This window comes from Streptococcus mitis NCTC 12261 (genome assembly GCF_000148585.2).
Taxonomy (GTDB): Bacteria; Bacillota; Bacilli; order Lactobacillales; family Streptococcaceae; genus Streptococcus; species Streptococcus mitis.
The window spans coordinates 1,276,190-1,291,096 of the sequence record NZ_CP028414.1 but is presented as its reverse complement, the minus strand read 5'-3'; the positions used below and the strand labels follow the sequence as shown (position 1 = coordinate 1,291,096).

The window sequence follows — 14,907 nt, the reverse complement described above, 5'->3', positions numbered from 1 at the left end:
ATGTGTTATAATAGTACTAATTTATTGGAACACATGAAAGTTCTTGAAATTTTCATTGGTTTCTAGTTAAGGAAGTAGGAAAAGTATGTATCCAGATGATAGTTTGACATTGCACACGGACTTGTACCAGATTAACATGATGCAGGTTTACTTTGACCAAGGGATTCACAATAAAAAGGCGGTCTTTGAGGTTTATTTCCGCCAACAGCCTTTTAAAAATGGCTATGCAGTTTTTGCAGGTTTGGAAAGAATTGTGAATTATCTTGAAGACTTGCGTTTTTCAGATAGCGATATTGCCTATTTGGAGTCGCTGGGCTATCATGGGTCATTCTTGGACTATCTCCGCAATTTCAAGTTGGAGTTGACCGTTCGTTCTGCCCAAGAAGGGGACTTGGTTTTTGCTAATGAACCGATTGTGCAGGTGGAAGGCCCTCTAGCTCAATGTCAATTGGTCGAAACGGCTCTTTTGAACATCGTCAACTACCAGACCTTGGTGGCGACTAAGGCAGCTCGTATTCGTTCAGTCATTGAAGATGAACCCTTGATGGAGTTTGGGACACGTCGGGCTCAAGAAATGGATGCAGCTATCTGGGGAACACGCGCAGCGGTGATTGGTGGTGCCAATGGAACCAGCAACGTGCGTGCTGGTAAACTCTTTGACATTCCTGTCTTGGGAACCCATGCCCATGCCTTGGTACAGGTTTATGGCAATGACTATGAAGCTTTCAAGGCTTATGCTGCGACCCACAAAAATTGTGTCTTTCTTGTGGATACCTATGACACCCTTCGCATTGGGGTACCAGCTGCCATTCAGGTGGCGCGTGAGCTGGGTGACCAGATTAACTTTATGGGTGTGCGGATTGACTCTGGGGATATTGCCTACATTTCCAAGAAAGTTCGTCAGCAATTGGACGAGGCTGGATTTACAGAGGCTAAGATTTATGCTTCAAATGATTTGGACGAAAATACCATCCTCAACCTCAAGATGCAAAAGGCCAAGATTGATGTCTGGGGCGTGGGAACTAAGCTGATTACAGCCTATGACCAGCCAGCTCTTGGGGCAGTTTATAAGATTGTTGCAATCGAAGATGAAAATGGCCAGATGCGCAATACCATCAAGCTGTCAAATAATGCTGAAAAAGTGTCTACACCAGGTAAGAAGCAGGTGTGGCGCATTACCAGTCGTGAAAAAGGCAAGTCAGAAGGAGACTATATCACTTTTGATGGCGTAGATGTTGCCAGCATGACAGAAATCAAGATGTTCCATCCGACCTATACTTACATCAAGAAGACGGTTCGTAATTTTGACGCTGTTCCTCTCTTAGTGGATATCTTCAAAGACGGAAAATTGATTTACAATCTACCTAGCTTGACTGAGATTCAGGATTATGCTCGTAAGGAATTTGACAAGCTGTGGGATGAATACAAGCGCGTGCTCAATCCTCAGCATTATCCAGTGGATTTGGCGCGTGATGTATGGCAAGACAAGATGGACTTGATTGACAAAATGCGTAAGGAAGCCCTCAGTGAAGGAGAAGAAGAATGAGTTTGCAAGAAACGATTATCCAAGAGCTGGGTGTCAAACCAGTGATTGATGCCCAGGAAGAAATTCGTCGTTCCATTGATTTCTTAAAAAGATACTTGAAAAAACACCCCTTCCTAAAGACCTTTGTATTAGGGATTTCTGGGGGACAAGACTCAACATTAGCAGGACGATTGGCTCAACTGGCCATGGAAGAACTGCGAGCAGAGACAGGGGATGATAGCTACAAATTTATCGCTGTCCGCCTGCCTTATGGAGTACAAGCCGATGAAGCAGATGCTCAAAAAGCCCTAGCCTTCATCCAGCCAGATGTCAGCTTGGTTGTGAATATCAAGGAGTCTGCAGATGCTATGACAGCTGCAGTTGAAGCGACAGGTAGTCCTGTTTCAGACTTCAACAAGGGCAATATCAAGGCTCGTTGCCGTATGATTGCTCAGTATGCCCTTGCTGGTTCCCATAGCGGAGCAGTCATTGGAACAGACCATGCTGCGGAAAATATCACAGGCTTTTTTACCAAGTTTGGTGACGGGGGTGCGGATATTCTCCCTCTTTACCGCCTCAATAAGCGTCAAGGAAAACAACTTTTGAAGGAACTTGGTGCAAATCCAGCCCTTTATGAAAAAATCCCAACGGCAGACCTAGAAGAAGACAAACCAGGCCTGGCTGACGAAGTCGCCCTCGGAGTCACCTATGCAGAGATTGACGACTACCTAGAAGGCAAAATAATCAGCCCAGAAGCCCAAGCAAGAATCGAAAACTGGTGGTACAAAGGCCAACACAAACGCCACTTACCCATCACCGTATTTGATGACTTTTGGGAGTGAAAACCTCCAGTGGAGGTTTTCAGCCTCTCATCTTGAAATAAGAAAGTGAGAGAAGGTCCTGTGGACCTTTTTACCCTGAGCCTAGAAATGAGAAAGCGAGGAAGGTCCTGTGGACCTTTTTAGATTCTTGCCCTGAAATCAAAAAGAAAGAAAAACCTCCAGTGGAGGTTCTTACCCCGAGCATGAAAACAAGTAAGTGAAGAAGGTCCGTGTGACCTTCTTCGCTTATTACCTTGAAATTCAAAAGCAAAGTAAATCTAAATTGAGGTTGGGCAGAGAATCATCTATCAGAAAGTGAGGTAGCGTAATGAAATCTATCGGTACGCAGATATTACAGACAGAGCGTTTAATCTTGCGAAGATTTGTGGAAAGTGATGCAGAAGCTATGTTTCAGAATTGGGCTTCATCTGCTGAGAATCTAACCTATGTCACCTGGGATCCCCATTCTAATGTCGAAATCACTCGAAACTCGATTCGAAATTGGGTTGCCTCCTATGCTAATCCCAACTATTACAAATGGGCCATTTGTCTCAAAGAAAACCCGGAGCAGGTGATAGGAGATATCAGCATCGTTGCAATAGATGAGAACGATTCTTCTTGTGAAATTGGCTATGTGCTAGGCAAGAAATACTGGGGTCATGGTATGATGACAGAGGCCTTGAAAGCTGTCTTGGACTTTTGTTTTACTCAAGCAGGTTTTCAAGATGTCAGAGCACGATATGCTAGTCTCAATCCAGCTTCAGGTCGTGTCATGGAGAAGGCTGGAATGTCCTATCTCAAGACTATTACCAATGGTGTAGAGAGAAAAGGCTATCTTGCTGACCTTATTTATTATCAGATAAGTAGGGAAGACTAGTGAATTTTCTTTTCTGTTTCCATCAAAGTCAGACTGTGTCTGGCTTTTTTTGCAACATTTTTTACATAATCTGATTAAATTCCTATTTTTCCCTATCATTGTCCATGTTTTTTCTTGAGTTTTGGGGCTATAATAGTCCTATCAAATCAAAGAATGGAGGAAAGCAATGGATAATATAATCTTTTTTATCAGTGTTTTTCTTGCTGGAATTCTCTCCTTCTTTTCTCCTTGTATTTTACCCTTGTTACCGGTCTATGCAGGGGTCTTGTTGGATGACAAAGATGGTGCTCAGACTTCTAGTAGCAAATTTTCAATCTCTGTTGTCAGTTTATTGCGAACTCTGGCCTTTATAGTGGGTATTTCCTTTATTTTTATTTTACTGGGTTATGGAGCTGGTTTTTTAGGCAATTTGCTATATGCTTCTTGGTTTCAGTATGTGACGGGTGCGGTTATCATTCTCTTGGGCTTGCACCAGATGGAAGTCTTACATTTGCAGGGGCTTTACAAGGAAAGAAGGCTACAATTAAAGAGACAGGGGCAAAAGGGTAAGGGCTATAGTCAGGCATTTTTACTGGGATTGACCTTTAGTTTTGCTTGGACGCCATGTGTGGGGCCGGTTCTAGGCTCTGTTTTGGCCTTGGCGGCTTCAGGTGGTGCTGGAGCTTGGCAGGGAGCTGGTCTCATGTTGGTTTACACGCTGGGTTTGGCGCTACCATTTTTAGTTCTAGCTCTTGCCTCCAGCTATGTTTTGAAACATTTCCGAAAACTTCATCCCTATCTAGGAACCCTCAAAAAAGTGGGTGGTTTCCTCATTATCGTGATGGGAATCTTGGTGCTTTTGGGAAATGCTTCCATTTTGACTACATTATTTGAATAGAGAGGAAAAAGAAATGAAAAAATGGCAAACATGTCTCCTTGGAGTAGGCTCAATCTGTTGCTTGGCAGCCTGTTCTGCTAAAAATATGTCAGACGAATCTACTATGAAGGAGCAAACAAAAACAGAACAAGTTAGTTCGCAAACTGCGACTAAAGGTCAGGCGGTTGCTGATTTTGAACTGACGGGAGTAGATGGCAAGACTTACCGTTTATCTGATTACAAGGGCAAGAAAGTCTATCTTAAATTCTGGGCGTCTTGGTGTTCCATCTGTCTAGCCAGTCTTCCAGATACAGATGAAATTGCTAAGGATGCTGGTGATGACTATGTGGTCTTGACAGTGGTGTCTCCTGGACACAAGGGGGAACAAGCTGAAGCAGACTTTAAGAACTGGTACAAGGGCTTGGATTATAAAAATTTCCCAGTTCTAATTGACCCATCAGGTAAACTTTTAGAAAGTTATGGTGTTCGTTCTTACCCAACTCAAGCCTTTATAGACAAGGAAGGAAAACTGGTCAAGACGCAACCAGGTTTTATGGATAAGGATATGATTTTAAAGACATTGAAAGAAATGGGGTAGAGAAAGATCATGAATGATAAAGTAAAATTGTTTGTCTTGGCAGGAATCTTTTTCCTAGCCATAAGCGGTTTCTATTTTCTATTGATGCGAAATGCAGGGCAGACGGATAGCTCGCAAATTGAGAAAGCATCAGTTAGCCAAGGAGGAAAAACAGTGAAAAAAACAGAAGTGAGTAAAGATGCAGATTTGCACGAAATTTATCTGGCTGGAGGTTGTTTCTGGGGAGTTGAGGAATATTTCTCACGCGTTCCTGGAGTGACAGATGCCGTATCAGGCTATGCGAATGGTAGAGGGGAAACAACCAAGTACGAATTGATTAACCAAACAGGTCATGCGGAGACTGTTCATGTTACCTATGATGCTAATCAAATTTCTCTTAAAGAAATCCTGCTTCACTATTTCCGCATTATCAATCCAACTAGCAAAAATAAACAAGGAAATGATGTGGGAACCCAGTACCGTACTGGTGTTTATTACACAGATGACAAGGATTTAGAGGTGATTAACCAAGTCTTTGATGAGGTGGCTAAGAAATACGATCAACCTCTAGCAGTTGAAAAGGAGACCTTGAAAAATTTTGTAGTGGCTGAGGATTACCACCAAGACTATCTCAAGAAAAATCCAAATGGCTACTGCCATATCAATGTCAATCAGGCGGCCTATCCCGTCATCGATGCCAGCAAATATCCCAAACCAAGTGATGAGGAATTGAAAAAGACCTTGTCACCTGAGGAGTATGCAGTCACCCAGAAAAATCAAACAGAACGAGCTTTTTCAAACCGTTACTGGGATAAATTTGAATCTGGTATCTATGTGGATGTAGCAACTGGTGAACCTCTCTTTTCATCAAAGGATAAGTTTGAGTCTGGTTGTGGCTGGCCTAGTTTTACCCAACCCATCAGTCCAGATGTTGCCACCTACAAGGAAGATAAGTCTTACAATATGACACGCATGGAAGTGCGAAGCCGAGTTGGAGATTCTCACCTTGGCCATGTCTTTACGGACGGCCCACAGGACAAGGGTGGCTTGCGCTACTGTATCAATAGTCTCTCTATCCGCTTTATTCCCAAAGACCAAATGGAAGAAAAAGGCTACGCTTATTTACTAGATTATGTTGATTAAGAGGGCTTTCCTAAGCAGTTAGAGGAGAATTTTGCTATACTGATACTAGTAAGTGACAAAGGAGAGAAGCATGACCTATACAATCTTAATCGTAGAAGATGAATATCTGGTAAGACAAGGATTGACCAAGCTGGTCAATGTAGCAGTCTACGATATGGAAATCATCGGTCAAGCTGAAAATGGAAGGCAGGCTTGGGAATTGATACAAAAGCAGGTGCCAGATATTATTTTAACCGATATCAACATGCCTCAGCTAAATGGGATCCAGTTGGCCAGTCTGGTCCGAGAAACCTATCCTCAGGTGCATTTGGTCTTTTTAACAGGCTACGATGATTTTGATTATGCCTTGTCTGCTGTCAAACTAGGTGTGGATGATTACCTACTCAAGCCCTTTTCTCGTCAGGATATCGAGGAAATGCTGGGGAAAATCAAGCAAAAGTTGGATAAGGAAGAGAAAGAAGAGCAGTTACAAGATTTATTGACTGATAAGTTTGAGGGAAATATGGCCCAGAAAATCCAGTCCCATCTGGCTGATAGCCAATTTAGTTTGAAGAGTTTGGCCAGTGACTTGGGTTTTAGCCCGACTTATCTGAGTTCTTTGATTAAGAAAGAGTTAGGCCTGCCTTTTCAGGATTATCTGGTGAGAGAACGTGTCAAACAAGCCAAGCTTTTGCTTTTAACTACCGATCTGAAGATTTACGAGATCGCAGAGAAGGTTGGCTTTGAAGATATGAACTATTTTACCCAACGTTTTAAACAGATTGCAGGTGTGACACCTCGCCAGTTTAAGAAGGGGGAAGATCGATGAAACGTTCTTCTCTCCTAGTCAGAATGGTTATTTCCATCTTTCTGGTCTTTCTCATTCTCCTAGCTCTGGTTGGGACTTTCTACTATCAATCTAGTTCTTCAGCCATTGAGGCTACTATTGAGGGCAATAGCCAAACGACTATCAGTCAGACTAGCCACTTTATCCAGTCTTATATCAAAAAATTAGAAACCACCTCGACCAGTTTGACCCAGCAGGCAGATGTCCTAACCTATGCTGAGAATCCCAGTCAAGAAAAGGTCAAGGGAATTCGAGATTTGTTTTTGACCATTTTAAAGTCAGACCAGGACTTGAAAGCTGTTGTGCTGGTAACCAAATCTGGTCAGGTCATTTCTACGGATGATAGTGTGCAGATGAAAACTTCCTCAGATATGATGACTGAGGATTGGTACCAAAAGGCTATTCATCAGGGAGCTAAACCAGTTTTAACTCCAGCTCGTAAATCAGATAGCCAGTGGGTCATTTCTGTCACTCAAGAACTTATTGATGCAAAGGGAGCTAATCTGGGCGTGCTTCGTTTGGATATTTCTTACGAAACTCTGGAAGCCTATCTTAACCAACTTCAGTTGGGTCAGCAGGGCTTTGCCTTTATCATCAATGAAAACCATGAATTTGTTTACCATCCTCAACACACAGTTTATAGCTCATCTAGCGAAATGGAGGCCATGAAACCCTACATCGAGACAGGTCAGGGATATACCCTTGACCACAAATCCTACGTCAGTCAGGAAAAGATTGCTGGAACTGATTGGACGGTGCTTGGCGTGTCTTCGTTGGAGAAGTTAGACCAGGTTCGGAGTCAACTCATGTGGACCTTGCTTGGAGCCAGTTTCACATCTCTTCTTGCTTGTCTCTGCTTGGTGTGGTTTAGTCTTAAACGCTGGATTGCCCCTTTGAAGGATTTGAGAGAAACTATGCTGGAAATTGCTTCTGGTAATCAGAATCTTCGTGCCAAAGAAGCGGGTGCTTATGAATTGAGAGAGGTGACTCGCCAGTTCAATGCCATGTTGGATCAGGTTGATCAGCTGATGGTAGATATTCGCAGGCAGGAAGAAACGACCCGTCAGTACCAACTTCAAGCTCTATCAAGCCAGATTAACCCCCATTTCCTCTATAACACCTTGGACACCATCATCTGGATGGCTGAATTTCAAGATAGTCAGAGAGTGGTGCAAGTGACCAAGTCCTTGGCGACTTATTTCCGCTTGGCGCTCAATCAGGGTAAAGATTTGATTTGCCTGTCTGATGAAATTAATCATGTCCGCCAGTATCTATTTATCCAGAAACAACGCTATGGCGATAAGCTGGAATACGAAATTAATGAAAATCCTGCCTTTGATAATCTAGTCTTGCCCAAGCTAGTGCTACAACCTCTTGTAGAGAATGCTCTTTACCATGGCATTAAGGAAAAGGAAGGCCAGGGACATATTAGAGTTTCTGTTCAGAAACAGGATTCGGGATTGGTCATCCGCATTGAGGATGATGGGATTGGTTTCCAAGACGCTAGCGATAGTAGTCAAAGTCAACTCAAACGTGGGGGAGTTGGTCTTCAAAACGTTGACCAGCGGCTCAAACTTCATTTTGGAGAAGATTACCAAATGAAGATTGATTCTGTCCCCTCAAAAGGGACGACAGTTGAAATATACATAAATAGAATAGAAACTAGTTAACTCCCAGTCAATTCTGGGAGTTTTATGCGTAATTGGGCAAGCTTTCTAGGTTGTCTATCTTGCTAAAACGTAGAAAAAACGATATGATAGATAATGACAAAAGAGGTATCAAGTATGAAGGAAAAAGACATTCAAAGAGAAACAAGCCAGATTGTAAAAGATGTATTAGAAAAGGCCAATTTGAAGCAGGGATCTATCTTTGTTTTGGGCCTTTCTTCTAGTGAAGTGATAGGTGGTCAGATTGGCAAGGAATCCAGCCAAGAAATTGGGGAAATCATTGTGAAGACCATCCTAGATATCCTAGAAGAAAATGGAATTCATCTAGCCGTTCAAGGTTGTGAACATGTCAATCGGGCCCTCGTCGTTGAACGTCAGGTGGCAGAGCAGTTTGGTCTGGAAATGGTCAGTGTCCTTCCTACCCTTCATGCAGGAGGTTCAGGTCAGTTGGCAGCCTTCAAGTTTATGCAAGATCCAGTTGAGGTTGAATTTATCAAGGCTCATGCTGGATTGGATATCGGAGACACTGCAATTGGCATGCATGTCAAGCATGTTCAGGTTCCGATTCGCCCTCTTTTGAGAGAAATTGGGCATGCCCATGTAACGGCTCTTGCTAGCCGTCCAAAATTAATTGGAGGTGCGCGTGCGCATTATCCACAAGATTCTATCAGAAAGTCGTGAGAATGAAAAAAACAAAACAACAACTAGAAAAAATCACCAAATATTCGATTCGTAAGCTAACTGTTGGGGTAGGTCCTGTAGCCATCGGGGCCTTCCTTTTTGGTGCTAGTACCCTTTCAGTAGATAAGGTTCAAGCCAATGAAGTCGGCGGTGCTCATAGCGTTCATTACCGTTATTTGGCGGAGCAGGAATTGACCGAGTCTGAAAAAGCCCTGATTCACCATGAAGTTCCTACAGAATTTCAAGATGATGATATTCTTTATGTAGTTTATCGCAAGAAGGCAACTACCAGTCAACAACTTCCTTATACAGGAAGTAAGGAACTAGCTTTGGCAGGTCTTGGCTTGGCAACGGCTTCTCTAGCAGTCTTTTTGGTGTCCAAAAAAGGTCGTAGAGAAGTTCTAGGTGTTCTCTTGATTGGTTCTTTAGGAGCCAGCACCTTTGTACCTTATGGGACATTCGCATTTGAAAATAAAGAATTGCTTTCTTATAACCAAACTATTTCAGCCTCTACACATGAAGGCTTGGCTGAAGGGATTATCCATATTGATGGCTATGAATACATTGGCTACTTCAAGGAAGCAGAACTCCATCCATCAAGACCAGCTTCAGCTGAACAGACTCAGTTGCCAGTAGAGAAGCAAAGTTCAAAAGAAATCGAGAAAACTGAAGTCGTTCAAGAAAGACCTGCTGTTGCTCCAGAAACTATCGTTGAGAATCCTGTAGTAGAGAATCCAGTTGCTCCTGCTATTGAAGAAAAACCAGTTTCTGAGAAGCCTCAGACAAGACAGGAAGAGAGCTTGGTGGAGATTCCGTTTGAAACAGTCACAAATCCAGATGCGAATCTAGCAGAAGGACAGACTCGTATCGTCGCAGCTGGAGTAAATGGTCAGCGTCGCCTTGTAAGCAAAGTTTCGATGGTCAACGGTCAAGAAGTTAGAGAAGTCATCGAAGACCAAGTAGTCCAAAATCCTGTGTCGCAAGTCATTGCAGTCGGAACTAAGAAAGAGGTGCAACCTGCTCCAACTCCAGTACCACAAGCTGAACCAAGTCACCAAGTAGCTAAAGGTACACAAGAAGAAGGTAAGACAGGACAATCCTTAACGCAACCAGAATTGCCAGAGGCTTCAGTAGAAGCAAAAGGAACCCAAGAAGAAGGTAAAGAAGGTCAATCCTTAACACAACCAGAATTGCCAGAGGCTCCAGTAGAAGCAAAAGGAACTCAAGAAGAAGGTAAGGCAGGACAAGCTCTAACACAGCCAGAATTGCCAGAGGCTCCAGTTGAAGTAAAAGGTACACAAGAGGAAGGCAAAGCAGGTCAAGCTCTTGTACAAGAACCGTTACCTGAGTACAAAGTAACTGAGGGAACCCTTGTTGAAACATCGACTACAGACCTAGACTACAAAACTGAAACGACTGAGGATCCAACTAAGTATACGGACGAAGAAACTGTCGTAAGAAATGGAGAAAAAGGTAGTCAAGTTACTAAAACAACTTATAAAACAGTAGAAGGTGTTAAAACTGACCAAGTTCTTTCAACTAGCACAGAAGTTGCCAAGGAGCCTGTAAACCAACAGGTAAGTCGTGGGATAAAACCAATTGAAGGAACTCTTGTAGAAGAAAGTCTTGAAAAGATTCCATTTAAGGAAGTTGTTAAAGAAGATGACCAACTGAAAAAAGGCTTAGAAGTTGTAGCTCAAGAAGGAAAAGAAGGCCAGAAAAAAATCACCAAGACCTTTAATACCATTAAGGGAGTTAAAACAGAGGACGCTCCAAAAGTTACAGAGGAAATCCTTGAGGCACCTCAAGACAAAATTTTGAAACGTGGTACTAAGAACTTTGAAAAGCCAGTATTGACCATCACAGCAGTTGAACCTAAGGATTTGAAACGTACTTCAGATGTTAAGTATAGTCTAGAAAATCCAAGTAAGGCAGTCATTAAATCTATCACCCTAACTCTGAAAAAAGGTGATGAGATTGTCAAAACTTTGAATGTTTCGCCAGAAGACCTAACTGCTAATTTAACAGATTTACAGTACTACAAGGATTATAAACTTGAAACCAAGATGGTTTATGACCGTGGTGAGGGTGATGAAGAAGAAATTCTGAAAGAAGAACCTCTAAGAATTGACCTCAAAAAAGTTGAAATCAAGAACATCAAAGAAACAAGCTTGATGAGTGTAGACGCTGATGGTAATGAAACAGATACTAGTTTATTGACAGCAAAACCAGCTGATGTTGCTCCACTTTATTTACGAGTGACCACTCATGACAATAAAATAACAAGACTGGCTGTTGACAAGATTGAAGAAGTAGAAAAAGACGGAAAAACTTTATACAAAGTTACTGCCAAAGCACCTGATTTGATTCAACGGAATGCTGACAACACACTGAACGAAGAGTATGTTCATTACTTTGAAAAACAAAAAACACACGAAGGTGATGTATATTATAGCTTTGACGACCTTGTAAAAGCTATTCAAAAAGACCCGACTGGTACATTTAAGCTTGGTAGCAATATCAATGCTGCTAACGTTAAACCAGCAGGAAAATCTTATGTTACTAATGCTTTCAAAGGAACATTGACAAGCACTGACGGTAATAAATTTACCATTAGCAATATGAACAGACCTTTATTCGGTGATATTGTCGGTGGTACTGTTAAAGATTTACTACTTGAAAATGTAAATATCGACATGCCAGGGACTGATAGGATTGCACCGCTAGCGAATGTTATCAAAAATAATGCGACTGTAGAGAACATTAAAGTAACAGGTAACGTTGTTGGTAATAATGATGTATCTGGTGTTATCAATAAAATTGATGGTAGTGGAAAATTAAGTAACGTTGCATTTATCGGTAAAGTACACGCTGCTGGAAATCGCGGTGGTTACTTAACAGGTATCGTCGGTGAAAACTGGAAAGGTATTGTAGAAAAAGCTTATGTTGATGCTGAAATCACAGGTAACAAAGCTAAGGCCGCTGGAATCGTATATTCATCTCAAAACGGTGGCAACAACAATACTTTAGGTAAAGAAGGTACTCTTCGAAACTCTGTAGCAAAAGGCTCTATTGAACTCAAAGAAGCCGTTATGTCTGGTGGACTGCTAGGGACTAACTGGGCACTAGGGGCTATAGAAGACAACATCACTATGATGAAAGTTAAGACTGGTGAAATGGTCTTTGGTCATTCTGATATTGATGCTGATGATTACTTTACATACTCTAGAACGAAGCGCAATTACAGTGTTGAGGGTGTAAGTGAAGGTAAAACAACTTATAATAATTCTAAAAAAATTCCTAGCATAACTAAAGAAAAAGCTGATGAATTAATCTCTAAAATGGGAATCACTGCTGATAAATTTGAAAGCACACTTCCTGTTGAAGATAAACTGAACAATATTGTAAGTAAAGCTAATCAATACAAAAATATTGATGACTACGATGCTTCTCGTGAGCTTGCTTACCGTAACATCGAAAAACTTCAGCCATTCTATAACAAAGAATGGATTGTCAACCAAGGGAACAAGCTTGCAGAAGGTTCAAACTTATTAACGAAAGAAGTCTTGTCTGTTACTGCGATGAAAGGCAATGACTTTGTCACAGACCTTACAGATGCTGACCATATTTTGGTTCACTACGCAGATAAGACAAAAGACATCTTTACAATTTCACCGAAAGAATCTAAAGTGAAACAAGTGAAAGAATACAGCGTGGCTGAATTGGGTGAAGTCGTTTATACACCAAACATGGTTGTTAAAGATCGTACAGATTTAATCAGCGCTATCGAAAGCAAGTTAAGTCCAGTAGAATTACAATCTGAGCCGATTTACCAACACTTGGGTAGAACTGGTGGCAACAAAGTCAATGCAATTAAAGATTTGTACTTAGAAGAAAGCTTCAAGTATGTTAAAGATAATCTTAATAAATTCGTTACGAAGTTAGTTGAAAATGAAGATCACCAGCTTAACACTGATGAAGCTGCAAAACGTGCCTTGATTAAGAAAATCGATGACAATAAGGCCGCAGTTCTTCTTGGTTTGTCTTACCTCAACCGTTACTACGGAGTTAAATTCGATGACTTTAATATTAAAGAATTAATGCTATTCAAACCTGACTTCTATGGTAAGAATGTAAATGTGTTAGACTTCTTGATTAAGGTTGGTTCTAAAGAAAGTAACATTAAAGGTGATAGAACTTTAGAAGCTTATCGCGAAACGATCGGTGGAGTTATTGGTATAGGTGAGTTAAACAGTTTCTTAGACTATAATATGCGTCTATTCACAAGTGACACAGACTTAAACGATTGGTTCATAAAAGCTACTAAAGATAATGTATATATCGTTGAACCTAAAACAACAACTCCTGAATTTGCTGATAAGAAACACAGAGCATACGAAGGATTAAACAACGATGTTCACGGTAAGATGATTTTACCACTTCTTAACTTAAAAGATGCGCATATGTTCTTAATCTCAACATATAACACTATAGCATACAGTTCATTTGAGAAATACGGTAAGAATACTGAAGCCGAACGTGAAGCATTCAAAGCTGAAATCAATAAAGTTGCTAAAGGTCAACAAAATTACCTAGATTTCTGGTCTCGTCTATCATTGGATAAAGTTCGCAACCAGCTGCTTAAGAGCAATAACATGGTGCCAACACCAGTACTTGATAACCAAAACTATAAAGGAATCAGCACAGATAAATATGGATATACGAATAGTGGTAAGGATGTAGCGCCTATCCGTGAATTGTACGGACCAACAGGTCGTTACCACGCAACTGACTGGCGTATGGGAGCTGTAGCTCGTATCTACGGTAATCCATATAAAGATGATTCAGTCTTCTTTATGGTGACGGATATGATTAGTGACTTTGGTATCTCAGCCTTCACTCACGAAACGACTCACGTAAATGACCGTATGGTTTATTTAGGTGGTTCAAGACACCGTGAAGGTACTGACCTAGAAGCATTTGCACAAGGTATGCTGCAATCACCTGCTGAAACAAGTCCAAACGGTGACTTTAAAGCACTAGGATTGAACATGGCCTACGAACGTCCAAACGATGGAAACCAATGGTACAACACTAATCCAAATGACCTTACTTCTCGCGCTGAAATTGATCATTACATGAAAGGTTTCAATGATACGCTTATGCTTCTTGATTATCTTGAAGGAGAAGCTGTAATTGATAAAGGCAGTAAAGAACTAAACAACGCTTGGTTCAAGAAAGTAGATAAGCAACTTCGTGGAGCTAATACGAAGAACCAATACGACAACGTTAGAGATTTAAATGCAGAAGAAAAAGAATATAATTTAACATCTGTTAACGACTTAGTAGAGAAAAACTTCATGACCAAACACGGTCCTGGTAATGGTCAGTATGATCCAACTGGATTTGGCTCTGCCTATGTAACTGTACCAATTACAGCTGGTATCTATGGTGGTAATACGAGTGAAGGTGCTCCAGGAGCAATGTCATTCAAACATAACACCTTCCGTATGTGGGGTTACTTTGGATATGAAAAAGGCTTCCTAAATTATGCTTCTAACATGCTGAAAAATGAGTCTAAACAAGCAGGTCATGCTACTCTAGGAGATGACTTCATCATTAAGAAAGTTTCTGATGGTAAATTTAATACTCTAGAAGATTGGAAGAAAGAATACTTCAAAGAAGTTGTTGATAAAGCGAAAGCAGGATTTAACCCTGTTACAATCGACGGTACTACATACAGTAGTTACGATGACTTGAAGAATGCATTTGTTGCTGCCGTTGATAAAGATAAAGCAACTCTTAATAATGGTTCAGTTAAATTTGATAATACCGTATCACTTAAAGAGAAAATCTTCAAGAAACTTCTTCAACAAACAAACAGCTTTAAAACTTCAATCTTTAAATAATTTTGTTAGTCCTGAAGGGACTGAC

General features: G+C 41.1%; 10 protein-coding genes. All 10 read left to right on the top strand.

Annotation, left to right across the window (positions count from 1 at the left end):
• Nucleotides 1-85 precede the first annotated feature (85 nt).
• Nucleotides 86-1,546 (top strand): nicotinate phosphoribosyltransferase, encoded by a 1,461-nt coding sequence (locus tag SM12261_RS06665; protein WP_000283125.1) that lies wholly within the window; start codon nt 86-88, stop codon nt 1,544-1,546.
• Nucleotides 1,543-2,367 carry an ammonia-dependent NAD(+) synthetase gene (nadE, locus tag SM12261_RS06660; RefSeq protein WP_000058030.1) on the top strand — a complete coding sequence of 275 codons (825 nt, stop codon included), beginning with the start codon at nt 1,543-1,545 and terminating at the stop codon, nt 2,365-2,367. The genes SM12261_RS06665 and nadE overlap by 4 nt, the downstream gene beginning before the upstream one ends.
• A gap of 307 nt (nt 2,368-2,674) precedes the next feature.
• Complete coding sequence (locus tag SM12261_RS06655; RefSeq protein ID WP_000835666.1) at nt 2,675-3,223, top strand: GNAT family N-acetyltransferase; 549 nt, start codon at nt 2,675-2,677, stop codon at nt 3,221-3,223.
• 166 nt (nt 3,224-3,389) lie between these two features.
• Nucleotides 3,390-4,100, top strand: coding sequence for a thiol-disulfide oxidoreductase-associated membrane protein CcdA2 (ccdA2, locus tag SM12261_RS06650; protein ID WP_000368753.1), 711 nt, complete (start codon nt 3,390-3,392; stop codon nt 4,098-4,100).
• A gap of 13 nt (nt 4,101-4,113) precedes the next feature.
• Nucleotides 4,114-4,677 carry a redoxin family protein gene (locus SM12261_RS06645; protein WP_000759264.1) on the top strand — a complete coding sequence of 188 codons (564 nt, stop codon included), beginning with the start codon at nt 4,114-4,116 and terminating at the stop codon, nt 4,675-4,677.
• Nucleotides 4,678-4,686: 9 nt separating this feature from the next.
• Nucleotides 4,687-5,799, top strand: a complete 1,113-nt coding sequence (gene msrB / locus SM12261_RS06640) for a peptide-methionine (R)-S-oxide reductase MsrB (RefSeq protein ID WP_000998569.1) — start codon at nt 4,687-4,689, stop codon at nt 5,797-5,799.
• A gap of 70 nt (nt 5,800-5,869) precedes the next feature.
• A complete protein-coding gene (locus SM12261_RS06635; protein WP_000222640.1) occupies nt 5,870-6,607 on the top strand; it encodes a response regulator transcription factor in 738 nt (245 codons plus the stop codon).
• Nucleotides 6,604-8,295 (top strand): cache domain-containing sensor histidine kinase, encoded by a 1,692-nt coding sequence (locus SM12261_RS06630; RefSeq protein WP_000831084.1) that lies wholly within the window; start codon nt 6,604-6,606, stop codon nt 8,293-8,295. The genes SM12261_RS06635 and SM12261_RS06630 overlap by 4 nt, the downstream gene beginning before the upstream one ends.
• Before the next feature lie 114 nt (nt 8,296-8,409).
• Entirely contained in the window at nt 8,410-8,973 is a 564-nt protein-coding gene (locus tag SM12261_RS06625; RefSeq protein WP_000659520.1) for a TIGR01440 family protein, read from the top strand.
• 2 nt (nt 8,974-8,975) lie between these two features.
• Entirely contained in the window at nt 8,976-14,882 is a 5,907-nt protein-coding gene (locus SM12261_RS06620) for a ZmpA/ZmpB/ZmpC family metallo-endopeptidase (RefSeq protein WP_000751577.1), read from the top strand.
• The last annotated feature ends 25 nt before the right edge of the window (nt 14,883-14,907 follow it).

Bases quoted from the DNA above. Each gene is read 5' to 3' on its own strand.
- SM12261_RS06665 (WP_000283125.1), top strand. From the start codon at position 86: ATGTATCCAGATGATAGTTTGACATTGCACACGGACTTGTACCAGATT.
- nadE (WP_000058030.1), top strand. From the start codon at position 1,543: ATGAGTTTGCAAGAAACGATTATCCAAGAGCTGGGTGTCAAACCAGTG.
- SM12261_RS06655 (WP_000835666.1), top strand. From the start codon at position 2,675: ATGAAATCTATCGGTACGCAGATATTACAGACAGAGCGTTTAATCTTG.
- ccdA2 (WP_000368753.1), top strand. From the start codon at position 3,390: ATGGATAATATAATCTTTTTTATCAGTGTTTTTCTTGCTGGAATTCTC.
- SM12261_RS06645 (WP_000759264.1), top strand. From the start codon at position 4,114: ATGAAAAAATGGCAAACATGTCTCCTTGGAGTAGGCTCAATCTGTTGC.
- msrB (WP_000998569.1), top strand. From the start codon at position 4,687: ATGAATGATAAAGTAAAATTGTTTGTCTTGGCAGGAATCTTTTTCCTA.
- SM12261_RS06635 (WP_000222640.1), top strand. From the start codon at position 5,870: ATGACCTATACAATCTTAATCGTAGAAGATGAATATCTGGTAAGACAA.
- SM12261_RS06630 (WP_000831084.1), top strand. From the start codon at position 6,604: ATGAAACGTTCTTCTCTCCTAGTCAGAATGGTTATTTCCATCTTTCTG.
- SM12261_RS06625 (WP_000659520.1), top strand. From the start codon at position 8,410: ATGAAGGAAAAAGACATTCAAAGAGAAACAAGCCAGATTGTAAAAGAT.
- SM12261_RS06620 (WP_000751577.1), top strand. From the start codon at position 8,976: ATGAAAAAAACAAAACAACAACTAGAAAAAATCACCAAATATTCGATT.